The organism is Magnetospirillum sp. XM-1, from assembly GCF_001511835.1.
GTDB lineage: Bacteria > Pseudomonadota > Alphaproteobacteria > Rhodospirillales > Magnetospirillaceae > Phaeospirillum.
In genome coordinates this window covers 4,653,317-4,680,140 of record NZ_LN997848.1, presented here as the reverse complement: position 1 = coordinate 4,680,140, position 26,824 = coordinate 4,653,317, and the positions used below count along the sequence as shown (strand labels likewise).

The 26,824-nt window shown below is 66.5% G+C and carries 24 protein-coding genes and 1 tRNA gene; 17 read left to right on the top strand and 8 right to left on the bottom strand.

Going from position 1 to position 26,824, the window contains the following annotated elements; genetic code table 11:
* Positions 1-30 precede the first annotated feature (30 nt).
* Both lipB and XM1_RS21395 read left to right on the top strand, forming a co-directional pair.
* A complete protein-coding gene (lipB, locus tag XM1_RS21400; protein ID WP_068438168.1) occupies positions 31-693 on the top strand; it encodes a lipoyl(octanoyl) transferase LipB in 663 nt (220 codons plus the stop codon).
* Between the two features lie 102 nt (positions 694-795).
* A complete protein-coding gene (locus tag XM1_RS21395; protein ID WP_068437054.1) occupies positions 796-987 on the top strand; it encodes a cytochrome c in 192 nt (63 codons plus the stop codon).
* Between the two features lie 3 nt (positions 988-990).
* Here XM1_RS21395 and XM1_RS21390 read toward each other — a convergent pair whose 3' ends face one another.
* The gene (locus XM1_RS21390) at positions 991-2,475 is read right to left on the bottom strand and encodes a CoA transferase (protein WP_068437052.1); all 1,485 of its coding nucleotides are present in this window, start codon (positions 2,473-2,475) and stop codon (positions 991-993) included.
* A gap of 215 nt (positions 2,476-2,690) precedes the next feature.
* On the bottom strand, positions 2,691-3,248 hold the full coding sequence (locus XM1_RS21385; protein WP_231920617.1) for a hypothetical protein: 558 nt from the start codon (positions 3,246-3,248) through the stop codon (positions 2,691-2,693).
* A 154-nt stretch (positions 3,249-3,402) separates the two neighbouring features.
* On the opposite strand from XM1_RS21385, the gene XM1_RS21380 reads away from it, so the two are divergent.
* The 6 genes from XM1_RS21380 to XM1_RS21355 all read left to right on the top strand — a co-directional run bounded on the left by XM1_RS21380 (position 3,403) and on the right by XM1_RS21355 (position 12,201).
* Positions 3,403-5,685: an ATP-dependent helicase gene (locus XM1_RS21380; protein ID WP_068437050.1), complete on the top strand. Its 2,283-nt coding sequence runs from the start codon at positions 3,403-3,405 to the stop codon at positions 5,683-5,685.
* A gap of 19 nt (positions 5,686-5,704) precedes the next feature.
* The gene (locus XM1_RS21375) at positions 5,705-6,604 is read left to right on the top strand and encodes a 50S ribosomal protein L11 methyltransferase (RefSeq protein ID WP_068437047.1); all 900 of its coding nucleotides are present in this window, start codon (positions 5,705-5,707) and stop codon (positions 6,602-6,604) included.
* Positions 6,605-6,710: 106 nt separating this feature from the next.
* Positions 6,711-8,717, top strand: a complete 2,007-nt coding sequence (locus XM1_RS21370; protein WP_068437045.1) for a methyl-accepting chemotaxis protein — start codon at positions 6,711-6,713, stop codon at positions 8,715-8,717.
* A gap of 143 nt (positions 8,718-8,860) precedes the next feature.
* Positions 8,861-10,900 (top strand): bifunctional diguanylate cyclase/phosphodiesterase, encoded by a 2,040-nt coding sequence (locus XM1_RS21365; RefSeq protein ID WP_068437043.1) that lies wholly within the window; start codon positions 8,861-8,863, stop codon positions 10,898-10,900.
* A gap of 80 nt (positions 10,901-10,980) precedes the next feature.
* Positions 10,981-11,472, top strand: a complete 492-nt coding sequence (locus XM1_RS21360) for a prolyl-tRNA synthetase associated domain-containing protein (protein WP_068438161.1) — start codon at positions 10,981-10,983, stop codon at positions 11,470-11,472.
* Between the two features lie 78 nt (positions 11,473-11,550).
* Positions 11,551-12,201 (top strand): phospholipid-binding protein MlaC, encoded by a 651-nt coding sequence (locus XM1_RS21355; protein ID WP_231920616.1) that lies wholly within the window; start codon positions 11,551-11,553, stop codon positions 12,199-12,201.
* Positions 12,202-12,213: 12 nt separating this feature from the next.
* Here XM1_RS21355 and XM1_RS21350 read toward each other — a convergent pair whose 3' ends face one another.
* Both XM1_RS21350 and XM1_RS21345 read right to left on the bottom strand, forming a co-directional pair.
* Positions 12,214-12,456, bottom strand: coding sequence for a hypothetical protein (locus XM1_RS21350; RefSeq protein WP_068437039.1), 243 nt, complete (start codon positions 12,454-12,456; stop codon positions 12,214-12,216).
* A gap of 50 nt (positions 12,457-12,506) precedes the next feature.
* A complete protein-coding gene (locus XM1_RS21345) occupies positions 12,507-12,995 on the bottom strand; it encodes a hypothetical protein (protein ID WP_068437037.1) in 489 nt (162 codons plus the stop codon).
* A 136-nt stretch (positions 12,996-13,131) separates the two neighbouring features.
* On the opposite strand from XM1_RS21345, the gene guaA reads away from it, so the two are divergent.
* The gene (gene guaA / locus XM1_RS21340; RefSeq protein WP_068437036.1) at positions 13,132-14,688 is read left to right on the top strand and encodes a glutamine-hydrolyzing GMP synthase; all 1,557 of its coding nucleotides are present in this window, start codon (positions 13,132-13,134) and stop codon (positions 14,686-14,688) included.
* Positions 14,689-14,721: 33 nt separating this feature from the next.
* On the opposite strand, the gene XM1_RS21335 is transcribed toward guaA, so the two are convergent.
* Positions 14,722-15,660, bottom strand: a complete 939-nt coding sequence (locus XM1_RS21335; protein WP_231920615.1) for a ChaN family lipoprotein — start codon at positions 15,658-15,660, stop codon at positions 14,722-14,724.
* 98 nt (positions 15,661-15,758) lie between these two features.
* Between XM1_RS21335 and XM1_RS21330 the strand changes: the two genes are divergently transcribed.
* From XM1_RS21330 to XM1_RS21320, 3 genes are read left to right on the top strand one after another with little or no spacing between them, the layout of a single operon-like run.
* The gene (locus XM1_RS21330) at positions 15,759-16,697 is read left to right on the top strand and encodes a TAXI family TRAP transporter solute-binding subunit (RefSeq protein WP_068437032.1); all 939 of its coding nucleotides are present in this window, start codon (positions 15,759-15,761) and stop codon (positions 16,695-16,697) included.
* Between the two features lie 22 nt (positions 16,698-16,719).
* Positions 16,720-18,777, top strand: coding sequence for a TRAP transporter permease (locus XM1_RS21325; RefSeq protein WP_082700650.1), 2,058 nt, complete (start codon positions 16,720-16,722; stop codon positions 18,775-18,777).
* Positions 18,774-19,130, top strand: a complete 357-nt coding sequence (locus XM1_RS21320; protein ID WP_082700649.1) for a DUF1850 domain-containing protein — start codon at positions 18,774-18,776, stop codon at positions 19,128-19,130. The genes XM1_RS21325 and XM1_RS21320 overlap by 4 nt, the downstream gene beginning before the upstream one ends.
* Before the next feature lie 18 nt (positions 19,131-19,148).
* Here the strand turns inward: XM1_RS21320 and XM1_RS21315 are convergent, their stop codons facing one another.
* The 3 genes from XM1_RS21315 to XM1_RS21305 form a co-directional block, all read right to left on the bottom strand.
* Positions 19,149-20,432, bottom strand: a complete 1,284-nt coding sequence (locus tag XM1_RS21315; RefSeq protein ID WP_068437031.1) for a TRAP transporter large permease — start codon at positions 20,430-20,432, stop codon at positions 19,149-19,151.
* Positions 20,429-21,130, bottom strand: a complete 702-nt coding sequence (locus XM1_RS21310) for a TRAP transporter small permease (protein WP_068437029.1) — start codon at positions 21,128-21,130, stop codon at positions 20,429-20,431. Before XM1_RS21310 ends, XM1_RS21315 begins: the two co-directional genes overlap by 4 nt.
* A 78-nt stretch (positions 21,131-21,208) precedes the next feature.
* Positions 21,209-22,222, bottom strand: coding sequence for a TRAP transporter substrate-binding protein (locus tag XM1_RS21305; RefSeq protein ID WP_068437027.1), 1,014 nt, complete (start codon positions 22,220-22,222; stop codon positions 21,209-21,211).
* A gap of 102 nt (positions 22,223-22,324) precedes the next feature.
* On the opposite strand from XM1_RS21305, the gene XM1_RS21300 reads away from it, so the two are divergent.
* The 5 genes from XM1_RS21300 to XM1_RS21280 all read left to right on the top strand — a co-directional run bounded on the left by XM1_RS21300 (position 22,325) and on the right by XM1_RS21280 (position 26,734).
* The gene (locus XM1_RS21300) at positions 22,325-24,280 is read left to right on the top strand and encodes a sensor histidine kinase (RefSeq protein WP_068437026.1); all 1,956 of its coding nucleotides are present in this window, start codon (positions 22,325-22,327) and stop codon (positions 24,278-24,280) included.
* On the top strand, positions 24,277-24,879 hold the full coding sequence (locus XM1_RS21295) for a response regulator transcription factor (RefSeq protein WP_068437024.1): 603 nt from the start codon (positions 24,277-24,279) through the stop codon (positions 24,877-24,879). Before XM1_RS21300 ends, XM1_RS21295 begins: the two co-directional genes overlap by 4 nt.
* A 101-nt stretch (positions 24,880-24,980) precedes the next feature.
* Entirely contained in the window at positions 24,981-25,637 is a 657-nt protein-coding gene (locus XM1_RS21290) for a response regulator transcription factor (protein WP_068437021.1), read from the top strand.
* Positions 25,638-26,155: 518 nt separating this feature from the next.
* Positions 26,156-26,614 carry a DUF192 domain-containing protein gene (locus tag XM1_RS21285; protein WP_172821955.1) on the top strand — a complete coding sequence of 153 codons (459 nt, stop codon included), beginning with the start codon at positions 26,156-26,158 and terminating at the stop codon, positions 26,612-26,614.
* Between the two features lie 43 nt (positions 26,615-26,657).
* Positions 26,658-26,734: transfer RNA gene (locus XM1_RS21280), tRNA-Pro, on the top strand.
* Positions 26,735-26,824: the final 90 nt, after the last annotated feature.

The following is a 26,824-nucleotide window of genomic DNA, read 5'->3' as shown; positions in this document are numbered from 1 at the left end:
CGAATCAAGCGCGGTCTCCCGGTGTCCATGATGAATTCTCCCGTCGAGTGGCGGATTTCCGATTCTCCCGTCGATTATCCCCAGGCGGTCGCCGCCATGGAGGAGCGCGTCGCCGCCATCCGGGCCGGCACGGCGCCGGAACTGGTGTGGCTTTTGGAGCATCCGCCGCTCTATACGGCGGGCACCAGCGCCGACCCTCGGGATCTGGTCGATCCCGACCGTTTTCCAGTCTATGAGGCGGGGCGCGGCGGGCAGTACACCTATCACGGCCCGGGACAGCGGGTGGCCTATGTGCTGCTCGACCTGAAGAAGCGCGGCGCCGACATCCGGGCCTATGTCTGCAATCTCGAGGAGTGGATCATCCGCACCCTGGCGCGCTTCGTGGTCAAGGGCGAGCGCCGGCCGGGCCGCGTCGGCATCTGGGTGGACAGGGGAGGCGGGCGCGAAGACAAGATCGCCGCCATCGGCGTGCGGGTGCGCCACTGGGTGACCTTCCACGGCATCGCGCTCAACGTCGACCCCGATCTTACCCACTTCGAGGGCATCGTGCCCTGCGGCATCCGCGAGCATGGCGTCACCTCGCTGTGGGACCTGGGCCTCACCCCCACCCTGGACGACGTGGATTGCGCCCTGATGGCCACCTTCCCCGAGGTGTTCGGCGCGGCGACCTCGAACGGTTGCAATTCGTCATAAAGGTGCTTCGCCGTTGTTGCCGTGTTCAATGGCGAACGGAAATTCTGACATCATCGGGCCCTATACTCCCCGCCCAGGATGGGTGATTTGGAAGGGTGTGCGATGATCGTTCCCGGCACTTGCGGCGCCTGCCGCCACTACCAGGATTGCCAATGCCAGCGGAGCGGATCGCCCTTTGCCGGCCGTTCGCTGTGGGCCCTGGCCTGTCTCGGCTGTCACGGCTACGAGCGCAGCGGCGTTGCCGCCACGCCGGTGCCGCCCGAGGCCTTGGCCGCCGTTCTCCGCAATACGTAGGCTTCAGCGCGGGACGGAGAAATCCACCGGGCAGGCCGGTCCATCGGGTTCGGCGGGCCGCTCGGGCCAGACCGGGTCGTGGGCGGCCATGGGCGGGCTGGGCAATTCCCAATAGGCGCGGGTTTCCTCGAAGCGGGCCACCGCTCCCAGAAAACGCAGCGGCCCGTCGGCGGTGTCGCGGGTCAGTTCCATGGCGCGGATGGTTTCCGGCGGCACGCTGATACCCTCCGGCTTGGGATTGATGCGGCCCAGGAACTGAATCCACATGGCGGTGCGCGACAGCGAGACCCGGACGTGGTAGCTGCCGCCTTCGGTCGCCCGGCGCAGCAGCGCCACCGCCATGCCGTAGGCGGCCAGGTATCCGGTGATGTAGTCGTTGGGAATCACCGGGCTGACCTTGGGCTCGGCGACCGAGCCGTCGGCCACCGCCATGCCGGAGACCGCCTGGGCCAGCTGTTCCCAGCCACGGCGGCCGCTCCACGGCCCGCCCTCGCCATAGCAGCTGAGCGACATGCAGATGATGCCGGGCCGCAGCCGCGCCGCTTCCTCCACCGAGAAGCCCAGGCCGGCGACGGCGCCGGGACGGAAGTTCTGGGCGAAGATGTCTGCCTCGGCCAGCAGGGCGCGCATGCGCCGGGCTTCGGGCTCGCGCTTCAGGTCCATCACGGTGGACCGCTTGCCGTGGCCGGTATCGAGGATGAAGGCGGGAATGATCGGCCGTTCCGGGGCGCGGATGCGCAGCACCGAGGCGCCCTGCTCGGCCAGGGTGCGGGTGGCGGTCGGCCCGGCCAGCACGTCGGTCAGGTCGATGACGCGGATGCCCGACAGCGGCCGCGTGGCGGGACGCAGCGGCTCGGGCGGGCTGTCGCCGATGCGCTCGACGCTGATCAGCGGCTGGGTGGCCAGCCAGACGCCCTGGGGATGGGCCTGCCATTCCTCGCGGCTGCGGCCCACCGCCCCGCACAGGCCGCGTTCGGCGATGGCGTCTTCCAGCGCGAAGGAATCCCACTCGGCCACCCGGGTGCGGATACTCTCGATGGAGTTGGGACAGTCCAGCAGTTCCAGCAGGCCGTTGCGCAGATGGGGATAGCCGGCATGAAGGTGAATGGCCCGGCCGTCGCGGCAAGGGTGAAAGTTGGTCAGGGGATAGGCGATGTCGGTATAGGGCACGGGATAGCCGCGCCGGGTCATCAGCAGAACGGATTCCAGGGAGATGGCGGCGGCTCCGGCATCGACCGTGACCCGTTGCCGGCGGCCGCTGCGGCGGCGCCAGATTTCGGCGATGGCCGCGCTATGGGCGGCCAGGACCGCCGCCGCCGCCTCGCCCACCCGATGGGTGGTGGGGAAATACGGGTCGCTGCCGGTGATCTCGATGGCGCCGCCGGGCCGTTCCTCCAACCCACCCAGGGTCAGAAGCTCATCGAGGGCGCCGGCGCTGGATGAAGGGCTGATCCTGGATATCTGGGCTGATGAAAAACAACCTTTCATAGCTCTATTCTCATAGTTGAAATTGTTGAGCGCATGACAAAAGATACACCTCCTTAGAAGGGTGTGGAAGCGCGTTGAGGTCATACTCTGTCGAGAAACGTCATACAGGGATACAATGTGTACCCGCATGGCTGCCGGGATGATTGATGGCAGGAACCATCTTCCACCGGAGCGGCATGAACCGCTCCGGTGATGCTCACGCCGTCACGACATGGTCAGTAGGCGTAGCCGATCTTCAGCATGGTCAGCCAGTTGTCGGCGCTCGACGCGCCGCCCACCCGTTCGTCGCCGGCCCACTGATAGCGGCTTTCCAGGCCGATCATCAGCTGGCCCGCCGTGTAATAGGCGCTGGCGCCCAGTTGGGCCGTCAGCATGTCGGGGCTGGGACCCGTATCGCTGTGGGTGAAGGCCCAGCCGATTCCCGGTCCACCGCCGATCCACATGTTGTCGATGATGGGGATCATGTAGTGGGGGTTGAATTCCAGGGTCTGGAGCTCAAGTCCGCCATGATCGAAGCGGTTGTAGCTGAACTGGTCGCGGATCTTGCCATAGGGCAGCTGGATCAGCGGATCGTCGATGGCGATCTCGAAGCCGCCGGCCAGGCCGCTGCCCACGGAGGAATCGGGAACCAGAACCCCCATCTTGAGGGCCACGGTGGTGTTGGGGGACCAGCCGGGCTGCGAAGCTGCCGGAATGGCCCATTCGCCGCCCCAGGCGGGCAAGGCGATGGCCGTCAGGGCGAGGGTGGCGGCGAGGAGAAGACGTTTGCGCATGGCGGACCTCCCTGACTTGGGTGGAACGCGCTCTTAATGGATCGAGTCTGGGCCTTGGCCGCCCACGCTTCAATGAACCGCCTCACACAGCCGCATTGCAGGAATAGCGGGACAGGCGTTGCGTCGCCCGGTGGGTTCGGCCACACTCCGCCCCATGTCCGATCCCTTCGCCCTTGACGACGAGGCGCCCTCCGCGCTGTCTTTCCCCCGTGCATCCGGTCCCCGGCCGGTGCCGCTGGACGCCCCTTGGCTGAAGGGGCTGAACCCCGAGCAGTTCCAGGCGGTGACCACCACCGACGGGCCGGTGCTGGTGCTGTCGGGGGCCGGCACCGGCAAGACCAAGGTGCTGACGTCGCGTCTGGCCCACATCCTGGCGTCGGGCCTGGCCCAGCCCTGGCAATGCCTGGCGGTGACCTTCACCAACCGCGCGGCGCGCGAGATGAAGGAGCGCGTCGGCCAGCTGGTCGGCCCGGTGGCCGACGGCATCTGGCTGGGCACCTTCCATTCGCTGTGCCTGCGCATCCTGCGCTCCCATGCCGAGGCGGTCGGGCTTTCCGGCGATTTCACCGTGCTGGACGCCGACGACCAGATGCGGGTCTTAAAGCAGGTGATGGCCGACGCCCATGTGGATGCCAAGGCCACGCCACCCCAGGGACTGATGGCCACCATCCAGCGCTGGAAGGACCGCGCGGTCACCCCCGACAAGGCGGCGGCCGACGGGGGCGCCGAGGGCCAGGCCAAGGCGCTGTACCGCGCCTACCAGGAGCGGCTCAAGGCTCTCAACGCCTGCGATTTCGGCGACCTGCTGCTGCATGTGCTGACCGTGTTCCTGTCCGACGCGGAAGCCCTGGCCCGCTGGCAGGGCCGTTTCCGCTACCTGCTGGTGGACGAATACCAGGACACCAACGTGGCCCAGTATCTGTGGCTGCGCCTGTTGGCCCAGACCCATCGCAACATCTGCTGCGTCGGCGACGACGACCAGTCCATCTATTCCTGGCGCGGCGCCGAGGTGGGCAACATCCTGCGCTTCGAGAAGGACTTCCCCGGGGCCAAGGTGGTGCGCCTCGAAAGCAATTACCGCTCGACCCCCCACATCCTGGCGGCGGCCTCGGCCCTGATCGCCAACAATGCCGGGCGGCTGGGCAAGACGCTGCGCCCCGGTCTGGCCCATGACGATTCCGCCATCGAGAAGATCCGCACCATGGCGGTGTGGGACGGCGAGGCCGAGGCGCGCCTCGTGGTCGAGGAGATCGAGGCGCTGCAGCGCAAGGGCGAGAAGCTGTCCTCCATGGCCATCTTAGTGCGCGCCGGCTTCCAGACCCGCGAGTTCGAGGAACGGCTGATCACCACCGGCATTCCCTATCGCGTCATCGGCGGACCGCGCTTCTACGAGCGGCTCGAGATCCGTGACGCCATGGCCTATCTGCGCCTGGTGGTCTCGGCCTCGGACGGGCTGGCCTTCGAGCGGATCGTCAACACGCCCAAGCGCGGTCTGGGCGAGGCCGCCATCCAGACCATCCACCTTGCCGCCCGCGCCGAGCAGGTGCCGCTGCTGGAGGCCGCCCGCCGGCTGACCGGCACCGACGAGTTGAAGCCCAAGCCGCGTCAGGCCCTGGCCAAGTTCGTCGAGGATGTGGACCGCTGGCGCTCGCTGCTCGATTCCATGCCCCACGCCGAGCTGGCCGCCACGATCTTGGACGAATCCGGCTATGTGGACATGTGGAAGGCCGACAAGTCGGCCGACGCGCCGGGCCGGGTGGAGAACCTGAAGGAACTGGTGGCGGCGCTGGAGGAATACGATTCGCTGCCCAGCTTCCTCGAACACGTGGCCCTGGTCATGGAAAACGATTCCAAGGCCGAAGCCGACAGCGTGGTGATCATGACGCTGCACGGGGCCAAGGGGCTGGAATTCGATTCGGTGTTCCTGCCCGGCTGGGAGGAGGAGGTCTTCCCCCATATCCGCGCTCTGTCCGAATCCGGCACCTCCGGGCTGGAGGAGGAGCGTCGCCTGGCCTATGTGGGGCTGACGCGGGCCCGCAAGCGGGTGCTGGTCACCTTCGCCGCCAACCGCCGCATCTACAACCAGTGGAAATCCCAGCTGCCGTCCCGCTTCGTCGAGGAACTGCCCGAGTCCCATGTGGAACGCTCGGGCGAGCGCGGGCTGTACGGCGGCGGGCTGGCGGAATCCAAGGCGGCCTGGAACGATCCCGCCTGGAGCCGTGCCCGCTTCGGCCAGCCCCGTGCGGCCGCCGCGCCCACCGCCTGGAGCCAGCCCAAGGCCCGTCAGAGCGAAGGCGGCTTCAAACCGGGCCAGCGGGTCTTCCACGACAAGTTCGGCAACGGCACCGTGCTGTCGCTGGACGGCAACAAGCTGGAGATCGCCTTCGACAAGGCGGGAACCAAGAAGGTGCTCGACAGTTTCGTTTCGGCGATTTGATCCTTTCGGAGTGATTTTGATGCCCCCCGTTTTCCCCGACATCTGGCGCCTGCGCCTCACCGTTTCCATGGAGACCCTTCCGGTGTTCGAGGAGGTGTTCGAGCGCCACGCCGAGGCGGTGACCATGTTCATGGAGGACCGCTCGGGCATCTCGGACGGCGAGTGCGACTGGTTCCTGGAGGGCTTCTCGCGCACGCCGCCCGACCGGACCGCCATCGTCGCAGGCCTGTCCGCCGTGGCCGCCGCCAACGGCATCGACGTCCCGCCGTTGGGCATCGAGATGCTGCCCAACGTGGATTGGGTGCTGGAGAACCTGCGTGATTTCCCCCCCATCGCCGCCGGCCGCTTCTTCGTCCACGGCTCCCACTGGGACGGCAAGCCGCCGGTGGGCTCCATCGGCATCGAGATCGACGCCGGCACCGCCTTCGGCTCGGGCGAGCACGCCACCACGCGGGGCTGCCTGCTGGCCCTGGATTCCCTGGTCAAGAAGCACCGCCGCCGGGCCGTGCTTGATCTGGGCTCCGGCTCGGGCATTCTCGGCATCGCGGCGGCCAAGTGCTGGGCCTCCATGGTGGTCTGCACCGATATCGACCCCTCGGCGGTCAAGGTCCTGGCCGGCAATGCCGCCAATAACGGTGTGGCCCGCTTCGTCACCGCCGTGGTCAGCGACGGCTACCGCAATCCGGTGGTGGGGCGCGGCAAGCCCTACGACCTGATCTTCTCCAACATCCTGGCGCGACCGCTGTGCCGCTTCGCCCCCGATCTCGCCACCCATCTGGCGCCCGGCGGGCTGGCGATCCTGTCGGGCTTGCTGGAGCGCCAGGAGCGCATGGTCATGGCCAATCACGAGCGCCAGGGCCTGACCCTGAAGCAGCGGATCGTCATCGACGGTTGGGCAACCCTGGTGATCGGACGCTGATCTCCGGTTCATACCTTAGACCGTAAGACATAGTGTCTATGACCTGAGATTCAGCCATAGGGCGACTTACCTGTCCTCAGTGATTTCCCGATTCGGGGAGGGGGACATGCCCATGTTTCGCCTGTCGCTGAAGATCCGGATTTTCGCCGCCGTCGGGCTGGTCGGGCTCGCCGCCATCGCCATGGCCCTGGTGGGCATCCGCTCCATGGCCACCTATCACCAGCATGTGATGGAGATGCAAGGCGCATCCCAGCGCGCGGTGATCGGCGAGAGGGTCAACGGGCTGATCAACGCCGTGGTGATGGATTCACGCGGCATCTACATGAGCCGGGACGCCAAGGAAGTGGAGAAATACGCTCCGCCTCTCCTCAAGAACGTCGCCGAGATCAACCGGCTGATGGCCGAGTGGACCGCCCTGGTCCCCGAGGCGGAGCGAAGCGCCTTCAAGCCGGCGATCGAGCATGCCGCCCAGTTCGCCGCCTTCCGCACCGAACTGGTGCGCCTGGGGCGCGAGGTCGGCGCGCCCCAGGCCCGGGTCTTCGGCGACAACGACGCCAACCGCGCCAACCGCCAGGAGCTGAACAAGCAGATCGAGATCCTGGCCTCCGCCAACGCCGCCCGGGTGGTCGAAGTGGTCAAGGGCCTGGACGATTTCTACGAAAGCCGCCTGCAGGCCATGGTGTGGCTGGCGGTGCTGGGACTGGCCGCCGGCATCGGCTGGGCGGCGTGGACCGCCTTCCGCCGGGTGTCGCAGCCCATCAACCGCCTGACTGAAACCATGCGGGACCTGGCCGGAGGGAATCTTTCGGTCAACATCCCCTCGGTCGAGGCCCATGACGAACTGGGCGAGATGGCGCGCGCGGTCCGGGTGTTCCGCGACGCCATGCGCGAGGCGGAAGCCTTGCGCGCCGCCCAGGAGCAGGAGCGGGACGCCGCCTTCGCCGAGCGCGTCGCGGCGCTGCAGAACATGGCCGAGACGGTGGAACTGGAGACCCGCGCCGCCGTCGAGCAGGTGGCCAGCCAGACCTCGCTGATGGCCGACAACGCCGGCCAGATGGCGCAATCGGCCGGCGCGGTGGGCGGCAGCAGCCAAAGCGTCGCCGCCGCCGCCACCCAGGCGCTGTCCAACGCCCAGACGGTCTCGGCCGCCGCCGAGCAATTGTCGGCCTCCATCCATGGCATCGGCGAGCAGATCGCCACCGCCAACCGCGTCACCGGCGGGGCGGTGGCCGCCGCCGACAAGGCCCAGGACACCATCGTCCGCCTGTCGGCGGCGGTGAACCGCATCGGCGAGGTCGCCAACCTGATCCAGAGCATCGCGTCGCAGACCAACCTGCTGGCCTTGAACGCCACCATCGAGGCGGCCCGGGCCGGCGAGGCGGGCAAGGGCTTCGCCGTCGTCGCCAACGAGGTCAAGAACCTCGCCAACCAGACCGCCAAGGCCACCGAGGAGATCTCGGCCCAGATCGGCGAGGTCCAGGCCAGCACCGCCGAGGCCGTCGCCTCGGTGGGCGAGATCACCGGGGCCATCCAGGAGGTGGAGGGAGTCTCGGTCAGCGTGGCCGAAGCCATCCGCCAGCAGAACGCCGCCACCCAGGAAATCGCCCGCAACATCACCGAGACCACCCGCGCCGCCCAGGAGGTGGCCCAGCGTATCGCCGAAGTCTCGGAGGAAGCGGGCGCCACCGGCGAACGCGCTGCCCGGGTCAACGCCATCTCGCTGGACGTGGCCCATTCCATCGAGGCGCTGAAAAGCGTCATCGTCCGGGTGGTGCGCACCGCCACCAAGGAGGTCGACCGCCGCAATTCCCCGCGCTACGCCCTGGGCGTCAAGGGGTCGGTGGATATGGACGGCCAGGAGGTGCCGGTGGTGTTCGACGAGGTGTCCGAACAGGGCCTGACCATTCAGGGCGACGTCTGTCCGGTGGGCAAGGGCATGCGGGTCAAGGTGCGCATCGAGGGCTGCTCGGTGGCGCTGTCCATGGTCGGTCGCGAATGCGAGAACGGACGTCTGCACGGCAATCTCGAACTCAGCCCCGATGTGGAAGGCCGCTGGCAGGAGGAGTTCCAGCGCCTGATCGCCGGACGCCGGCCCATTCGGGACGCGGCCTGATCGGGCCGGAGCGGAAAAGCGTCAGTTTCCGCTCCAATCAGGCACGTTTCGTCGCGAATTGTGGAAAGGTTGGACATGCGCGGTCTTGATGAGTATCAAGAGCGCGGGGGATAGGGCGTCGACCTGATGTGTTCTGGGGGGAAATGGACGACGTGACAATCAAGGCCAGGATCAGCATCACCCGCGTGGTGTTTCTGCTGTCTCTGACGGCCACCGTGCTGGCGCTGGGGGTGGTCGTCCTCATATCGGGACACGTGCGCGAAAAGTCGGTGCACGACCTTGCCCGCGACGAGGCGCGCCAGACCTCGACCCTGGTGTTCGAGACCCTTTACGCCGCCATGCGCAAGGGGTGGAGCAAGGACGAGATCAACGAGGTGATCACCCGTCTGCAGGACGCGCTGCCGGACCTGTCGATTCACGTGATCCGCGGCAAGCCGGTGATCGAGCAGTTCGGCGAGATCGGCAACGACGCCAGGCTGGTCAGCATCGATCCCATGCTGCGCGAGGTGTTCTCCACCGGCAAGGAGACGCTGCTGCCCAGTCCCACCGGCATCCGCTACCTCTATCCCCTGATCGTCAAGGAAGAGTGCCTGGCCTGTCACACCATGGCCAAGGTGGGCGACATCAACGGCGTCATCGACATCGTCTATCCGGTGCATGCCCTGAAGGTGTCGCTCGACTACGTGCTGAACACCGTGCTGGCCTATTTCTTCGCCATCCTGCTGCTGCTGTCGGTGGCGCTGTATTTCAAGCTGAAGATCTTCGTCGCCAAGCCCATCACCAACATGGTCTCGCTGATGCAGGAGATCATCTTGCACACCGACCTGTCGCGCCGGGTGGAGACCAACGGCATCATCTCCGAAGTGGCCGACCTGTCCGACTACTTCAACAGGCTGCTGCGCACGGTGGAGGACTACCAGCACCGGCTGGAAGACCTGTCCATCCGCGATCCGCTGACCCGGCTGTACAACCGCCGCAAGTTCGACGAATTCCTGGACCACGAGATCGACCGCACCCAGCGGCACGGCCATCCCTTCTGCCTGGCCCAGATCGATCTGGACGACTTCAAGAACATCAACGACACCTTCGGCCATCCCATCGGCGACCTGGTGCTGAAGGAACTGGCCAGCGTTCTGTACCGCGAGGTGCGGCGCACCGACGTGGTGGCCCGCGTGGGCGCCGACGAGTTCGCCGTGCTGCTGCCTGAAACCACCATGGAGGAAGGCATCGCGGCGGCCGAGAAGCTGCGCCAGGCGGTGGCCGATTGCCAACTGGGCCTGCCGGTGGGCGGCGTGCGCATCACCGCCTCCATCGGCCTGGTGAGCTATCCCGAAAACGCCGACGACGCCCAGAAGCTGGCCATCGCCGCCGACGTGGCCATCTACAAGGCCAAGCGTTCGGGCAAGAATCAGGTGTCGGTGATCGGCGAGGGCGAGGACGCCACCGTCGCCATCTTCAGCCAGGGCGAGATGGTGCGTTCGGCCCTGGCCGAGGGGCGGCTGGTGCCGTTCTTCCAGCCCATCGTCGCCGCCGAGGATGGCTCGGTCGCCGCATACGAGGTGCTGGCCCGCGTGGTGGACGGCGATCAGGCGGTGTGCGCCGGCGACTTCATCGAATCCGCCGAGGAGCTGGGTCTGGCCGGCGAGATCGACGCCGCCGTGTTCGACGGCGCTCTGGCCGCCATGGCGGCGGGCCGCTTGGGCGACGCCAAGATCTTCGTCAACCTGTCGGCCAAGAGCCTGACCGACCGCGAGCGGATGATGGCCATTCCGCGGCGCCTGGCCGAGGCCGGGGTCGCCGCCGAGCGGGTGGTGCTGGAAATCACCGAGCGCGAGGCGCTGCCCCATTTCGGCGACATCGTGGCCATGATCAACGAGCTGCGCTCGACCGGGCTGGGCTTCGCGCTGGACGATTTCGGCTCGGGCTTCTCGTCGTTCCTGTACCTCAAATACATCACCGTCGATTACGTCAAGATCGAGGGCAGCTTCATCCGCCACGTGGTCACCGACGAGCGCGACCGCATCATGGTGGAGCATATCCACTCCATGGCCCGGCGCTTCGGCATGACCACCATCGCCGAGTTCGTCGAGGACGAGGCCACCATGGCGCTGCTGCGCAAGATGGGGATCAACCTGTGCCAGGGCTTCCACATCGCGGTGCCCAAGCCTATTCATAAGCTGTGACGGGGGCGGGCGGGACGCCCGCGCTCCGAAATGCCTGGAGCGCGGCCGTCCCGGCCGCATCGCAGCGGAGTGATATGCCCATGCCGCCCGCCACGCCCGACGATCTGTTCGCCCTGTTCGACCGCCTGGACATCCGGGCGGTCACCCACCGGCACGAGCCCGCCTTCACGGTGGAGCAGGGCCATCGGGTCTGGGGCTCCATCCCGGGGATTCACTGCAAGAACCTGTTCCTCAAGGACGGCAAGGGGCGGTTATGGCTGGTGGTGGCGCCTGCTGACCGCCGCGTCGACTTGAAGGCCCTGCCGGCCAGGATCGGCGCGGCGCGGCTGTCCTTCGGCTCGGCGGAATTGCTGGTCGAGGTCCTGGGGATCGAGCCGGGGTCGGTGACCCCCTTCGCGGTGATCAACGATCCCGGCCAACGGGTGTCGGTGGTCCTGGATTCGTGGATGATGACCCAGGAACTGGTCAACTATCACCCATTGCGCAACGACATGACCACCACGCTCACTCCGGCCGAGCTGGTGCGATTCTTCGAACACACCGGGCATCATCCCCTGTTGGTCGATCTATAGCCTGGGTATTGCCCTGCCTGCCTGCTTTGCGCTATTTCCTCATCGGCATATGGTCTTTTGACAGGGGGGCGTCCGGACATGGCTATGACCTACATGCGGCGGATCGCTGCGGCCGTGACGTTTGCCCTTGGCGTTTGCCTGTCTTGCGGCCCCGTGCTGGCCGCCGACGTGGAGCAGGGCCGCCAGATCGTGCAGAGCGCGGTGGACGAGGGGATTTCGACCTTCGTCGGCAAGACGCATCCGTTGCCGGAACGGACCCGCCTGCTGGACGGCGTGCTGCGCCGCTATGTCGACCCGTCCATGCTGTCGGCCAGCATCCTCGGCCGCTATTGGGGCAAGATCAGCCCGGCGGAGCAAAACGCCTTCTCCGAGCTGTTCGTGCGCTATCTGGTGACGTCCTATGTGAGCATCCTGGGCCGCGCCGAGCCTGGCACCACGGTCAGGATCACTCAGGCGATGGATTTGGGGACCCGCGTCCGGGTGCTGTCCTCCGCCTCGCTGCCGTCTCAGCCGGGCGAGCCCATTCCGGTGGAGTGGGAGGTGGCCACCACCGCCGAGGGCAAGCCGGTGATCATGGACCTGACCGCCCAGGGGGTCAGCCTGATCCGCGCCATGAAGGACGATTTCGCCTCGGTGCTGCGCTCGTCGGGCGGCAAGATCGAACCGCTGATGGAGGCCCTGCAGCGCAAGATCGAGGCCAACGACAAGGAAAACGCCGCCCGGGGCTGACGGGGATATTCGTCAGGCGGCGGGCACTGCCCTCGGCTTGCCGCGGATCAGGCGGCCCACGCCGACGATCAGCAAGCCAACCGCCACGTACATGGCCCCTTCCATCAGGACAAGCGGGGCGAAGGCCCGAACCGACACGTCGGAATAGATGGTCACGAAGCCGTAGGCCATGTAGACGCCGTTGATGGCGACGATGGCCCACCCCAAATAGCGCACTGCATTTCCGAAGACGGTCCGGCGATTATTTTCCGGCATGGCGGATCCCCCTGGCGGCGCGAGGGGGAACGTCCTTACGAGCCCCCGGGCTAGGAACCCAAATATACCAGCTTCTCGCCTTCCTTGAACTCGCCCGAGACGGCGAGGTCCTTGAAGAAATCCGCCACGCCCCGGGCCGGACCGGTGAGCGCGTTGATGGGGCCGGGCTTCAGTCCCAGGCCGTGGGCCTTCAGCAGCCGGGGCTCGGCCTCCTTGGTGGCGAAGAACAGCACCACGTCGTCGCCCTTGGGCGCCGCCATCAGGGTCAGGCGCGCCGCGTCCACGTATTGCACCAGGAACAGGCCGGGGGCCAGGCGGGCGGCGCGGGCCTTGCCGGTGGGGCCGTCCGGGGTCGCCACGTCGTAATGCTTGTCCGCCGCGTTCCACGTCACCCTGACCTCGACCCCGTCGGGGCGGCGATAGCGGCCGTCCTTGACGCCGTCCACCCGGACGGAGGCGGACGCGGCGACGGTGTCTCCCTCCACCTGATAACAGGCGGGCAGAAGCAGGAGCAGCAGCAGGGCGGCAAAACGGCGCATGGATGGGTCCTTCCGGCTGAATTGGCCCGGACCCTACCATCGTCGGATGGCGTGTGAAATTGACCTCGGCCAAGTACTTGTTCCGTCTCGGACGAATCGCTAAAGTCCGCGCCTTGAACGCCCCCCGGAGGAAGTCATGTCCGAGCGCATCCTGATCGTCGATTTCGGCTCGCAGGTCACCCAGCTGATCGCGCGCCGCGTGCGCGAAGCCGGCGTCTACTGCGAAATCCACCCCTTCAACCGGGTGAGCGTCGACAGCATCCGCGACTTCGGCCCCAAGGGCGTGATCCTGTCGGGCGGTCCGGCCTCGGTGGCTGATTTCGGCAGCCCGCGCGCGCCGCAGGGCCTGTTCGACATGGGCCTGCCCATCCTCGGCATCTGCTACGGCCAGCAGACCATGTGCGAGCAGCTGGGCGGCAAGGTCGAGCCCGGCGACCACCGCGAGTTCGGCCGCGCCATGCTCAAGGTCTCGGGCGAGCCCTGCGCCCTGTTCGACGGCATCGCCCAAAAGGGCGACGAGGTCCAGGTGTGGATGAGCCACGGCGACCGGGTGACCGCCATTCCCGCCGGCTTCAAGGTGGTGGCCACCTCCGAGGGCGCGCCGTTCGCCGCCATCGCCAATGCCGAGAAGCGCTTCTACGGCGTGCAGTTCCATCCCGAGGTGGTCCACACCCCCATCGGCAAGCAGCTTCTGTCCAACTTCGTCCACAAGATCGTCGGCTGCGCCGGCGACTGGACCATGAAGGCCTTCCGCGAGCAGGAAATCGCCAAGGTCCGCGCCCAGGTGGGCAAGGGCCGCGTGATCTGCGGCCTGTCGGGCGGCGTCGATTCTTCCGTGGTCGCGGCCCTGCTGCACGAAGCCATCGGCGACCAGCTGACCTGCGTGTTCGTCGACACCGGCTTCATGCGGGCGGGCGAGTCCGAGCAGGTGGTCAGCGTTTTCCGCGACCGCTTCAACATCAAGCTGGTCCACAAGGACGCCTCGGACCTGTTCCTGGACAAGCTGGCCGGCCTGACCGACCCCGAGAAGAAGCGCAAGATCATCGGCGCCACCTTCATCGACGTGTTCGAGGAAGAGGCCAAGGCGGTGGGCGGCGCCGACTTCCTGGCCCAGGGCACGCTCTATCCTGACGTGATCGAAAGCGTCAGCTTCACCGGTGGCCCGTCCGTCACCATCAAGAGCCACCACAACGTGGGCGGCCTGCCCGAACGCATGAACATGAAGCTGGTGGAGCCGCTGCGCGAGCTGTTCAAGGACGAGGTCCGGGCGCTGGGCCGCGAACTGGGCCTGCCCGCCGACATGGTCGGCCGCCATCCCTTCCCCGGTCCGGGCCTGGCCATCCGCGTTCCCGGCCAGCCCCTGACCCGCGAGAATCTGGATATCCTGCGCAAGGCCGATGCCATCTATCTCGACGAGATCCGCAAGGCCGGCCTCTACGACGAGATCTGGCAGGCCTTCGCCGTGCTGCTGCCCGTCCGCACCGTGGGCGTCATGGGTGATTCCAGGTCCTACGACTACGCCTGCGCGCTGCGCGCCGTGACCTCCACTGACGGCATGACCGCAGATTTCTACCCCTTCGACATGGCCTTCATCGGAAGGGTGGCGAACCGCATCATCAACGAGGTCAAGGGCATCAACCGGGTGACCTATGACATCACCTCGAAGCCGCCGGGGACGATCGAGTGGGAGTAAGCTTCGGAAGGCCCCTTCGGGGGCCTTCTTGCTTTACGGCTTCGCCTTCTTCTGCATGTGCTTTTCCATCATGGCGCACTGGTCGTCGCGCTGGGCGCGGCCGGTGAACCAGATCAGGTCGAAGGGCGGCGTTTTGGCGCCAAAGCCCTCGCCATAGGCGGCGGGCTTGGTCTTGCCGCTTTCCACCTCCATGAAGCCGATGGTCAGCATGGGAATGCCGGGAACCATGGCGCCCAGGCGGACCGGCACGCCCCGGTCGGCGCGGACATGGCCGGCGCCTGCGATCAGCACCGCCGGCCCGGCCTCGGGCCGCGAGGCCTGGTCGGCCAGCACCTCGGCCATGGCGGCGTCGCGGGCCCGTTGCACCCGGACCATGGGCGCCACCGCCTTTTCCGGCAGCAGGTTGCAATGGCCTTCGCGGATGTCGGCGGCAAGGGCCTTCTCGTCGGCCGGGGGCAGGGGCTGGTCCAGCCCGAAGCGTCCGTCCACCTCGGCGCCCTGTTCGCCCTTGGCGATGCGCCGGGTCAGCTCCTGGGGCAAGTTGGCGGCCTTGACCTCGCCCCTTGCGGCCAGGGCGGCCTCGACGATGGGGCGGTAAAGCGCCCAGTCGGGCCAGCCGCGCTTCTCCCAGTCCAGCGCCGCGCCCAATGCGGCGGTGTCGCCGATGTTGCGGTCGATGTCTCCCTGATGATCGGCGTCCACCATTTCCAGCGCCACCACCGGCCGGCGGCCGGCGGCGGCCAGTTCGCGCACCACCCAGGCCTGCAGCGCATGGTGGTCGGCGTTGTCGTGGGTCTCGCCCAGCATGACGATGCCGGCGGCCAGGGTGGCGTCGATCACGTCTTGCGGGCTGCGCCACTTGCCGGTGGCCGGCTCCCAGACCTTGCCGGCCAGTGGGTGGTCGGCGGGCAGTTGGGGTGGTGGCGGCTGTTCCGCCCAGGCGGGGGCGGCCCAGAACAGGGCGATGGTCATGAATCGAACGAGCGTTCGGGTCATCTGGTCAAGGCGGGGGGGTTGCGTTATGGTCATACCAAACCCTTCTAATAGAACACCAATGCTCGGGAGGCATCATGAAGAGGGTTATCGCGGGGGCCGTGCTGGCCTCGTTCTTGGCGTTGCCGGCCTTGGCCGCCGACCAGTTCCTCAACATTCTTACCGGTGGCACCAGCGGCGTCTACTACCCGCTCGGCAACGCCCTTTCGTCCATCTACGGCAAGACCCTGCCCGGCGCCCGGGTCACCGTCCAGGCCACCAAGGCCTCGGTGGAGAACCTCAACCTGCTGCAGGCGGGTCGCGGCGAGCTGGCCTTCACGCTCGGCGATTCGCTCACCCAGGCCTGGGAAGGCGTGGAGGAGGCCGGCTACAAGGCGCCCTTGAAGAAGCTGCGCACCATGGCGGCCATCTATCCCAACTACATCCAGATCGTCGCCACGGCGGATTCAGGGATCAAGACCCTGGCCGACCTCAAGGGCAAGCGGGTCAGCGTCGGCGCGCCCAAATCGGGCACCGAGCTCAACGCGCGCGCCATCTTCAAGGCGGCGGGTCTTTCGTATTCCGACATGAAGGTGCAGTACCTGCCCTTCGGCGAATCGGTCGAGCTGATGAAGAACAAGCAGCTGGACGCCACCTTGCAATCAGCCGGGCTGGGCGTCTCGTCCCTGCGCGACCTGGCCACCGGCGACGACATCGTCGTCGTGCCCGTCTCGGCCGAGGTGATCGCCAAGACCGGCGATTCCGCCTACATCGCCTCGACGGTGCCGGCCAACACCTACCGCGGCCAGACGGTGGACGTGCCCACGGCGGCCGTGCGCAACTTCCTGGTCACCCACGAGGGCGTGCCCGCCGATCTGGTCTACAACATGACCAAATCCATGTTCGCCAACATGCCCGACCTGCTGGCGGCCCATTCGGCGGCGCGCGAGATCGACCCCGCCACCGCGGCCAAGTCGCCCATTCCGCTGCATCCGGGGGCGGAGAAGTATTACCGCGAGGCAGGGCTGTTGAAGTAGACGCCGGAAGGGGGGAAAGGCGATGAGCCAGCATGACGGAAATGGTGTCGATCCGTCCGAGATCGACACCAAGGGCGAGGTGTTCGGCCACGGCATCGAGTCCCGGCCGATCTTCTGGATCGCCATCGCCTTTTCCACCTTCCAGATCGTCACGGCGGCCTATTCGCCGTTGTCGTCGCTGCCGGTGCGCTCCATCCACGTGGGCTTCCTGCTGCTGCTGGTCTTCGCCCTCTACGCGGTCATCGACCGGGAGAATCCGCTCAAGGTGGCGGCCGATTGGGCGCTGGGGGCGGCGTCCTTCGCCCTGTCCCTCTACCACCTCGTCTTCGAAGCCGAACTGATCCAGCGTTCGGGCGATCCGTCCACCGCCGACCTGGCGGTGGGGACCATCGTGGTGGCCCTGGTGTTCGAGGCGTCGCGGCGCCTGATGGGCTGGGAATTGCCGGCGCTCTGCCTGGGCTTCGTCGCCTATGCGGCGTTCGGCCAGTATCTGCCGGCGCCGCTGGACCACCGCGGCTATGGCTTCGACCAGATCGTGAACCAGTACTTCCTGGGGACCGAGGGGATCTACGGCATCCCCTGCTACGTCTCGGCCACCTACATCTTCCTGTTCATCCTGTTCGGCAGCTTTCTCGAACAGGCCGGGATGATCCGCCTGTTCACCGACGTGGCGCTGGGCACCGTCGGCCACACCAAGGGCGGTCCCGCCAAGGTGGCGGTGGTGACCTCGGGCCTGATGGGCACCATCAACGGCTCTGGCATCGCCAACGTGGTGACCACGGGGGCGCTGACCATTCCGCTGATGAAGCGGTTCGGCTACCGCGCCGAATTCGCCGGCGCCGTCGAGGCCACCGCCAGCATGGGCGGCCAGATCATGCCGCCCGTCATGGGCGCGGTGGCCTTCATCATGGCCGAGACGCTCAACATCTCCTATGCCGAGGTGTGCAAGGCGGCGGCCATTCCCGCCCTGCTCTACTACGCCTCGGCGCTGTGGATGGTGCATCTGGAGGCGGGTGTCGCCGGGCTGCACGGCATGTCCAAGGACCAGTGCCCCAGCGCGCTGGGCGCCTTGAAGCGGCAATGGTTCCTGATGGTGCCGCTGGGCGCCCTGGTCTACCTGCTGCTGACCGGCTTCACCCCCATGTATTCGGGCACGGTGGGGCTGGCGCTGACCGCCATCGTCATCCTGGGCTCCTCCATCGCCGCCAATATGGGCGGCATGGCCGGGCGCGTGGTGTTCTGGCTGGTGCTGGGCGTGGCGTCCTCGGCCTTCTTCAAGCTGGGCATCGACGTGGTGGTGGGCATCGTCGCGGCGCTGGCGGCGGTGAACTTCTTCGTGCGCGGCGGGCGCGAGACCCTGCGCATGAGCGTGCGCGGGCTGGTGGAAGGGGCGCGTTCCGCCGTGCCGGTGGGCGTCGCCTGCACCCTGGTGGGCACCCTGATCGGCACCATGACCCTGACCGGCGTGGCGGGAACCTTCACCCAGGGGCTGATCGCCCTGTCGGGGGATTCGCTGTTCCTCGCCCTGCTGCTGACCATGGTGGCCTCGCTCATTCTCGGCATGGGCATCCCCACCATTCCCACCTACATCATCACCGCCTCGCTGGTGGCGCCCATCCTCTACAAGATGGGGGTGCCGCTGATCGTCTCGCACATGTTCGTGTTCTACTTCGGCATCCTGGCCGATTTGACGCCGCCGGTAGCCCTGGCCGCCTTTGCCGCCGCCTCCATCGCCCGGGCCGATCCCTCGGCTACCGGCTGGTGGTCGGTGCGCGTCGCCATGGCCGGCTTCGTGGTGCCGTTCATGGCGGTCTACGATCCGTCGCTGATGCTGGAGGGCGGCACCCTGCTCGACACCGCCTACATGGTGGTCAAGGCGCTGGTGGCCATCGGGCTGTGGGGGGCGGGGACCATCGGCTTCCTGTTCACCCGCCTGGCCTGGTGGGAACGGGCCGTGGCCTTCGCCGCCGCCGCTTTGCTGGTGGCGGCCATTCCCTGGACCGATCAGGTGGGTTTCGTCCTGTCGGCGGCCTTCGTCGCCTGGCATTGGTTCCAGTCGCGCAAGGCGGTGGCGGCTTGAGCGGTCTGTGCGCGGTGCTGGCGGCCGGATTGGCGGTGGTGACGCCGGCGGATCACTTCACCCTGGCCTGGACCCATTCGGTGGAGAAGGTGGAGTGGCGCGAGGACTGGCGGGTGGAAGCCGGCCGCCTGCACCTCGACCAAGCCTCGGTGATGGGCAGCGGCGCCGGCATGGAGCCGCCGCTCGAGGCCGTCCTGCGCAACGGACGCTGGGTGTGGCATCCCGGGATCGTGATGGAGGAGATCGTCCTGGCCCGTTCGGACTTCACCGACGACTGGCGCCTGTGCGTCGGGGGACATTGCCTGGACCTCGCCCAGGAAAAGGGGCAGACCCGGTTGCGGGCCTGCCCCTGAACAAGGAGGACGTGGGGGCTACATCACCCCCAGCGCCTTGGGCAGCCAGATGGACAGCGGCGGCCAGTAGGTCACCACGATCAGGAAGCCCAGCATGGCCAGCAGCCAGGGCCAGACCGCCACGGTCAGGTCCGTGATGCCCATCTTGGTGATGCCCGATGCCACATAGAGATTGAGGCCCACCGGGGGATGGCACATGCCGACCTCCATGTTGACCACGATCAGGATGCCGAAATGCACCGGGTCGATGCCCAGCTTCATGGCCACCGGGAACAGGATGGGAGCCATGATCAGGACGATGGAGGACGGTTCCATGAAGTTGCCGGCCATCAGCAGCAGCACGTTGACCACCAGCAGGAAGGCGATCACCCCCAATTCCTTGCCGACGATCCAGTCGGCGATGGCGTGGGGAATGTTCTCGTTGGCCAGCACGAAGCTGAACAGCACCGCGTTGGTGATGATGTACAGCAGCATGGCCGACATGGAGGCCGACGACAGCAGGATCTTGCCCACCCCCTTCAGCGGCATGTCCTTGTAGACGAATACCGCGATGAAGAAGGCGTAGACCGCGCTCATGGCCGCCGCCTCGGTGGGGGTGAAGATGCCGGTGTAGATGCCGCCGATGACGATGACGATCAGCGCCAGACCCCAGATGGCTTCGCGCAGGGTCTTGAGGCGCTGGCCCCAGGTGGAGGGGGGCAAGCGGGGATAGTCGTTCTTCCAGGCGATGTACCAGGTCACCGCGCCCAGCACGGTGGCCAGTGCCAGGCCGGGAATGACGCCGGCCATGAACAGGGCGCCCACCGAGGTGTTGGTGGCCACCGCGTACATGACCATCACCAGGGACGGTGGGATCAGGATGCCCAGCGCGCCCGAGGTGGTGATGACGCCGGCGCCGAACTTGTTGGGAAAGCCCTGCTTGACCATGGCCGGCAGGATGATGGAGCCGATGGCCACCACGGTGGCGGGGCTGGACCCCGACACGGCGGCGAACAGGGCGCAGGCCATGACGCCGGCCAGGCCCAGGCCGCCGTGCCAGTGGCCGACCATGGCGGTGGCGAAGTTGATCATGCGCCGCGCCACGCCGCCATGGGTGAGGAAGTTGCCGGCCAGGATGAAGAACGGGATCGCCATGATCTCGAACTTCTCGATGCCGGTGAACAGCTTCAGCGCCACGGATTCGATGGGAACCTGGGTGAACATGAACAGGAAGGACAGGACGGTGAGGCCCAGCGAGATGGAGATGGGCATGCCGGTCAGCATCAACGCGATCAGCAGCCCGAAGATGACGGCGGAATTCATGGCCGCTTCTCCTTGTCGCTATCACCCTTGTCGTCTTTGGCGTCCTTGGGGTGAAGGTTGTCGGACATCTCGAACCAGTTGATGTCCTGGGCGGCGCGCTGGGGATCGGTGGTGTCTTCCTCCAATCCCTCCACGTGGCCGTGGTCGTGGTGGGGCAACTCGCCGGTCTTGATGTAGCCGACGCAGACCTGGAGGAAGCGGAAGCACATCAGGGCCGAGCCCAGCGGGATGGCTGAGTAGACGATCCAGGTGGGCATCTCCATGTCCGGCGTGATCGGGCCTTCGTAAAGGTCGCCGGTGGGCAGGCCGAAGGCGTGGAGGAAGGCGTAATGCGCGCCGTTCTCCATGACGAAATGGCCGCCCATGTACGAGATGATGCCGGTGAAGGTGGCGCCGGCCAGCAGGCCGAACACGATGAACTTCGACCGCCAGTCGGGGCTCAGACGGTTGATCACCACGTCGACGCCCACATGGATGCCGGTGCGCACGCCGTAAGCCGCGCCGAACTTGGCCATCCAGACGAACATGATGATGCACAATTCCTGGGCCCAGGAGAAATCCAGGTGCCCGACGACGGGGTACAGCAGGTCGGTGCCCGCCGCGTAGCGTTGCATGACGGCGACGAAGATGATCAGCGTCGCCGTGCCCATGAGAAAGGCAATCAGCCATTCTTCAAGGTGATCGAGGGCTCTCAGCATGGGACCTCCCACGAAAGCCGGATGGATGAACGGGCGGAGATGAAGGGGGCGCCCCAACGCGCCCCCTTAAGGCCGTGATCAGTTCTTGAAGCCGAACTTGGCCGCTTCCTTGTAGAACGACTCGATCAGATCCTTGCCGACGCGGCCTTCCATGTCCTTGTGGACGGGCAGCAGGGCCTTGCGCCAGGCGTCGATCTCGGCCGGGGTCGGATCGTGGAAGGCGGTCTTGCCCGAGGCCTTCATGGCCTTCACCGCGTCATCGTTCTCGGTCTGGGCGATGGCGTTGGCGAAGACGGTGGCTTCGTTCATGGCGCCTTCCAGGGTGGCGCGCACGTCGGCCGGCAGGCCTTCCCAGAACTTCTTGTTCACGATCACCGCATAGCCGAGATAGCCATGGTTGGTCATGGTGGCGTGCTTTTGCACTTCGTGCATCTTCTGGGTGTACATGTTGCTGGGCGGGTTCTCGGTGCCGTCGACCACGCCGGTCTGCAGCGCCTGGTAGACTTCCGAGAAGGCCATGACCTGGGGCAGGGCGCCCAGCGCCCGCATCTCGGCGTCCAGCACCTTGGAGGACTGGATGCGCATCTTGACGCCCTTGAGGTCGGCGGGGGTCATGAGGGGCTTGTTGGCGCTCATGATCTTGAAGCCGTTATCCCAGTAGGCCAGGCCGATGATGCCCTTGCCTTCCAGCTTCTTCAGCAGGCCGGCGCCCACCGGGCCGCCGGTCACGGACCGCAGCACGTCCTTGCTGGGGAAGATGTAGGGCAGGTCGAAGACCTCGAATTCCTTGACGCCCAGCGGGCCGAACTTGGCCAGCGACGGCGCCAGCATCTGGACGGCGCCCAGCTGCAGGGCCTCCATCTCTTCCTTGTCCTTATAGAGCTGGCTGTTGGGGTAGACCTCGACCTTGACGCGGCCCTTGGTGCGTTCCTCGGCCAGCTTCTTGAAGTACTCGGCCCCCTTGCCCTTGGGGGTGTCCGGGGCGACGACGTGGCTGAACTTGATGACGATCGGCTGAGCCTGCTGGGCCATGGCGGTGCCGGCGAGCATGCAGGCGGCGACGGCCCCCGCGATGAGGGTTCCCAACTTCATGATATTTCCTCCCAAGATGCCTGTAGATCAGGCTATTCCAGACTACTATAGGAATCGGGCCAAGGCTCGGCCATTGTGGTGATCCACAAGAGGAAAGGACCCATGAACGCACCCAAGGCCCTCAGGGACCGCCAGGCGATCCAGGCCATGCCCGTCGTGGCCATGGGGCTCGTGGTCATGCTGCTGGGCGTGCTGCTGTGGCTGCTTCACCGCAACGAGGTGGAGGAGGAAAAGCGGGTTCTGATCCAGGACATCCTGTGGGTGGAGCAGAACCTTTATTTCCATCTCTCCTCGGGGGTCGAGCGGCTGGGCCAGCTGGCCGACCTGGCGGGGCGTGACGGCACCCGTGCAGCCGAGTTCACGCTGCAGAGCCGGGTTCTGCTCTCGGCCGATCCCGAGATCGAGCGGATCATCGTCCGCGACGCCGAGGGGACGGTGATCCAGTCCCTGCCGCCGGTGGAAACCGGGGCGTCGCTGGGGGGCGACCCCCAGGCGTCGTCCTCCCTGGCCCTGGCCCGTTCCTCTGGCCGCCCGGTCTATGGCCCGCCCTTCACGGTCGAGGGCAAGGGGGCGCGCTTCGAGGCGCAGGTTCCCTTCTTCCGCAATGGTCATTTCGCCGGCACGGTGGCGGGAGTGTTCTCGCTGGACTCCATGCTGGCCCACCACGTGCCCTGGTGGTTCGCCCAGGCCTACCGGCTGGAGATCCTGGACGGCAACGGCACCTTGCTGGCCGCCAAGTCGCAGTTGTCGCCGTCCGAGCCCGGTGCCAGCTACACGCTGCGCTTCGAGCCGCCCGGGCACGGGCTGGAACTGGTGGCCATCTCGTATCACAGCGACCCGCAATTGCTGCGCAACGTGCTGGCGGCGGCGATCTTCATCCTGTCGCTGCTGTCGGTGTCCAGCCTGTGGGCGCTCCGGCGTCACGTGCGCCGCCGCTTAGCGGCCGAGCAGGCGCTTCGGACCGAGCACGCCTTCAGGAAGGCCATGGAGGATTCGCTGACCGTGGGCATGCGGGCCCGCGACCTGGAAGGCCGCATCACCTACGTCAATCCCGCCTTTTGCCGCATGGTGGGCTGGACCGCCGAGGAACTGGTGGGCACGGTGCCGCCCATGCTGTACTGGCTGCCCGAGGATCTGGAGCATACCTACGAGATTCACCGGGCGGTGCTGCGCGGCGAGGCGCCGGCGGAAGGCTTCGAGCTGGTGTTCCGGCGCAAGAACGGCGAGCGCTTCAACGCCCTGGTCTACGAGGCGCCGCTGATCGAATCCGACGGGCGCCATACCGGCTGGATGGCCTCGGTGCTGGACGTCACCGAGCGCAAGCGGTCCGAGGAGCTGTCGCGCCAGCATCAGGAAAAGCTGCAACACACGGCGCGGCTGATCACCATGGGCGAGATGGCCTCGACGCTCGCCCACGAGCTGAACCAGCCGCTGTCGGCCATTGCGTCTTACGCCACCGGCTGCCTCAACCGGCTGTCGGCCGGCGACACCAGGGCCGAGGAACTGGTGCCGCCCATCACGAAGCTGGGCGCCCAGGCCCAGCGCGCCGGCCAGATCATCCGCCGCATCCATGATTTCGTCCGAAAGAGCGAACCCATGGTGGTGCCCTGCTTCCTCGACGAGATCATCGAGGGCGCCGTCGGCTTCCTGGAGCCCGACGCCCGCAAGCGCGGCATCCGCATCGACCTCGACGTGGAAGGCGCCAAGCCCAGGGTCGAGGCCGACCACATTCTGATCGAGCAGGTGATCCTCAATCTGGTGCGCAACGCCATCGAGGCCATGGGCCACACGCCCCGGCCGCAGCGCACGCTGTCCATCACCCTGGAAAGCCAGGACGGCCAGGCCCGGGTCCGCATCGCCGACCGGGGCACCGGCATCGCGCCCGAGACGGCGGCCAACCTGTTCAGCCCGTTCTTCACCACCAAGGAGGCGGGCATGGGAATGGGCTTGAACATCTGCCGCTCCATCGTGGAAGCTCATCGCGGCCATTTGTGGTTCGAGCCGAACCCGGACGGCGGCAGCATCTTTTTCTTCACCCTGCCGGAGATGACCGGATGACCAAGGGCGTGGTCTATATTGTTGATGACGACGAGGCGATTCGCGACGCCTTGGGCTGGCTGTTCCAGTCGCGCGGCGTCACCGCCGAATGCTTCTCTTCGGCCGAGGGCTTCCTGGCCGCCTGGAGCCCGGGATGCAGCGGCTGTCTGGTGCTGGATATCCGCATGGAAGGCATGACCGGGCTGGAACTGTTCGACCGGCTGTGCGAGATGGGCGCCAAGCTGCCGGTGATCTTCCTGACCGGCCACGGCGACGTGCCCATGGCGGTGTCCGCCCTGAAGAAGGGGGCCCGCGACTTCGTCGAGAAGCCGTTCAACGACAATGAACTGGTGGACAAGGTGATCGAGGCCCTGGCCTGGGAGTCCCAGCGCCTGGCCAGCGACGCCGACGCCGCATCCCTGGCGCAGCGCCTGGAAAACCTGACGCTGCGCGAGCGGCAGGTGATGGACAAGGTCCTGGCCGGCAAGCTCAACAAGGTCATTGCCGACGATCTGGGGATCACCATGCGCACCGTCGAAGTCCATCGCGCTCATCTTTTCGAGAAGATGGGAGTGAAGACCGCCGTGGAACTGGCCCAGCTTCTTTCTTCGCGGCGTTAGGGCGCTGTGGGTTTACAAGCGGCTTGCCGTGGTTCATCTTTTCATCGGGCGAAAATCAGCCCTATCATTGATTGAATTTCTTCTGTGATGAAAGGTCGGTCATGACGGCGGCCCCCGAAATTCACGTGGTGGATGACGATCCCGCGGTGCGCGATTCCCTTCGCATGCTGCTCGAGGCCTCCGGGCACACGGTCAAGGTCTATGCCGATGCGGAGAGCTTCATCGCGGCGGGGCTGAACGGCAACGGCCCCGGCTGCGTGGTCGCCGACGTCCGCATGCCGGGCCTGAGCGGGCTCGACCTGCTGCGGATACTGCAGGACCGCGACATCGACCTGCCGCTGATCGTCATCACCGGCCATGCCGATGTCAGCATGGCCGTCCAGGCCCTCAAGGAGGGGGCTTCCGATTTCATCGAGAAGCCCTTCGACGACGCCATCTTCCTGGCCGCGGTGAACAAGGCCCTGCTCGGCAGCCAGCGCGCCTGGGTCGAGCGCCGCCGCCTCGACGGCATCGAGGCACGGGCCAATTCTCTGACGCCCCGCGAGTACGAGGTGATGATCCTGGTGGCCCAGGGCCTGTCCAACAAGGCCGCCGCCGCCGAATTGGGGATCAGCGTGCGTACCGTCGAGATCCACCGCGCCCGCGTCATGGAGAAGATGGCGGCCGACAGCCTGTCCGTTCTGGTGCGGATGGTGCTGGAGCTGGAGGAATCCGGGCGGCTGGTCCATGACGGCGACGACGAGCCGGAAACCGCCTGACCGGTCCTTCCGGTATCGAATATTTGCTCTGAGCCAAATGAAAGGGGCGCCGGTTTGCACCGGCGCCCCTTCGTGCGACCAGAAAGCGGAAACGTCACACTGTGCGGTCACGCTTCCCTGCCGAGGAGGGTGGGGATGGGCGGGAAGGCCCCCCAGGGCAGTATCTCCGGTTCTGGCCTTCGGAGGCTTTCACCTCTGTCCAGCTCACAAGTCAAACTCTACCAAAGTATTCGCAAGGTGAAAACAGGAAAATCACCCCCTCAATTTGCAACAATGGTTGCGTTAACTATGCCGATATTTAAAAGTACATTTAGATAAAATTTTATACAAATGCCGTGGGGCTGCGGAATCCCTTGTAGTTGCAATGGCCTCAAGCGGGTCTTTGCCAGGTGGCGGCGGGAGGCGGGGTGGGATGGCGGATTGGCCGCCGGAAATGGCGCTAGGTAAATAGTCCTCTATTGCCTCTCCGTGTGCGGAGGCGCACCATAACCGTCATTCAACGAGGGGGGAGAGGCGGCATGATTCGGGTGTTGGCGGCGGTGATTTTCGTCCTGCTCGGCACCGCCGCGTCGGCGGCCCCGGTGACCTTCGGCGCGTCGCGGCTGGAAGTGGTGGCGGAAGGCGGCAAGCGTCATGCCTTCGCCGTGGAACTGGCCGAGACCCCCGAGCAATTGTCCCAAGGCCTGATGTTTCGCCGCGACCTGCCGGCGGGCACGGGAATGCTGTTCGATTTCGGCAGTCCCCGCCAGGTCTCCATGTGGATGAAGAACACCCTGATTCCGCTGGACATGCTGTTCATGGACCGCGGCGGCCGGGTTGTTTACGTGGAGCAATACGCGGTTCCGGGCAGCCTGGAGCCGCGCGGCCCGGCCGAGCCGGTGCTCGGCGTGCTGGAACTGCCCGCCGGCACGGCCCGGCGGCTGGGGCTGAAGCCCGGAGACCGGGTGATCCATCCCATGTTCGAACGGGGGCGCTGACTCGCCTTGCGCTCGGGTCCCAAACCTCTTACAACGCGGCCATCGGGGCGTAGCTCAGCCTGGTAGAGCGCCAGCTTTGGGAGCTGGATGTCGGAGGTTCGAATCCTCTCGCCCCGACCACCGAACGCCGCAGGAATCCTTGGTTTTTTATGAAAGAACGGCGGCGGAACGGGAGGGTTAGCCACTTCCAAGCTGGAGGTTAGCCACTCG

Bases quoted from the DNA above. Each gene is read 5' to 3' on its own strand.
- lipB (WP_068438168.1), top strand. From the start codon at position 31: ATGAATTCTCCCGTCGAGTGGCGGATTTCCGATTCTCCCGTCGATTAT.
- XM1_RS21360 (WP_068438161.1), top strand. From the start codon at position 10,981: ATGCCGCCCGCCACGCCCGACGATCTGTTCGCCCTGTTCGACCGCCTG.
- XM1_RS21355 (WP_231920616.1), top strand. From the start codon at position 11,551: ATGGCTATGACCTACATGCGGCGGATCGCTGCGGCCGTGACGTTTGCC.
- XM1_RS21330 (WP_068437032.1), top strand. From the start codon at position 15,759: ATGAAGAGGGTTATCGCGGGGGCCGTGCTGGCCTCGTTCTTGGCGTTG.
- XM1_RS21310 (WP_068437029.1), bottom strand. From the start codon at position 21,130: ATGCTGAGAGCCCTCGATCACCTTGAAGAATGGCTGATTGCCTTTCTC.
- XM1_RS21315 (WP_068437031.1), bottom strand. From the start codon at position 20,432: ATGAATTCCGCCGTCATCTTCGGGCTGCTGATCGCGTTGATGCTGACC.
- XM1_RS21290 (WP_068437021.1), top strand. From the start codon at position 24,981: ATGACGGCGGCCCCCGAAATTCACGTGGTGGATGACGATCCCGCGGTG.
- XM1_RS21300 (WP_068437026.1), top strand. From the start codon at position 22,325: ATGAACGCACCCAAGGCCCTCAGGGACCGCCAGGCGATCCAGGCCATG.
- XM1_RS21345 (WP_068437037.1), bottom strand. From the start codon at position 12,995: ATGCGCCGTTTTGCCGCCCTGCTGCTGCTCCTGCTTCTGCCCGCCTGT.
- XM1_RS21380 (WP_068437050.1), top strand. From the start codon at position 3,403: ATGTCCGATCCCTTCGCCCTTGACGACGAGGCGCCCTCCGCGCTGTCT.
- XM1_RS21325 (WP_082700650.1), top strand. From the start codon at position 16,720: ATGAGCCAGCATGACGGAAATGGTGTCGATCCGTCCGAGATCGACACC.
- guaA (WP_068437036.1), top strand. From the start codon at position 13,132: ATGTCCGAGCGCATCCTGATCGTCGATTTCGGCTCGCAGGTCACCCAG.
- XM1_RS21390 (WP_068437052.1), bottom strand. From the start codon at position 2,475: ATGAAAGGTTGTTTTTCATCAGCCCAGATATCCAGGATCAGCCCTTCA.
- XM1_RS21305 (WP_068437027.1), bottom strand. From the start codon at position 22,222: ATGAAGTTGGGAACCCTCATCGCGGGGGCCGTCGCCGCCTGCATGCTC.
- XM1_RS21370 (WP_068437045.1), top strand. From the start codon at position 6,711: ATGCCCATGTTTCGCCTGTCGCTGAAGATCCGGATTTTCGCCGCCGTC.
- XM1_RS21350 (WP_068437039.1), bottom strand. From the start codon at position 12,456: ATGCCGGAAAATAATCGCCGGACCGTCTTCGGAAATGCAGTGCGCTAT.
- XM1_RS21335 (WP_231920615.1), bottom strand. From the start codon at position 15,660: ATGACCATCGCCCTGTTCTGGGCCGCCCCCGCCTGGGCGGAACAGCCG.
- XM1_RS21295 (WP_068437024.1), top strand. From the start codon at position 24,277: ATGACCAAGGGCGTGGTCTATATTGTTGATGACGACGAGGCGATTCGC.
- XM1_RS21365 (WP_068437043.1), top strand. From the start codon at position 8,861: ATGGACGACGTGACAATCAAGGCCAGGATCAGCATCACCCGCGTGGTG.
- XM1_RS21385 (WP_231920617.1), bottom strand. From the start codon at position 3,248: ATGCGCAAACGTCTTCTCCTCGCCGCCACCCTCGCCCTGACGGCCATC.
- XM1_RS21395 (WP_068437054.1), top strand. From the start codon at position 796: ATGATCGTTCCCGGCACTTGCGGCGCCTGCCGCCACTACCAGGATTGC.
- XM1_RS21375 (WP_068437047.1), top strand. From the start codon at position 5,705: ATGCCCCCCGTTTTCCCCGACATCTGGCGCCTGCGCCTCACCGTTTCC.
- XM1_RS21285 (WP_172821955.1), top strand. From the start codon at position 26,156: ATGATTCGGGTGTTGGCGGCGGTGATTTTCGTCCTGCTCGGCACCGCC.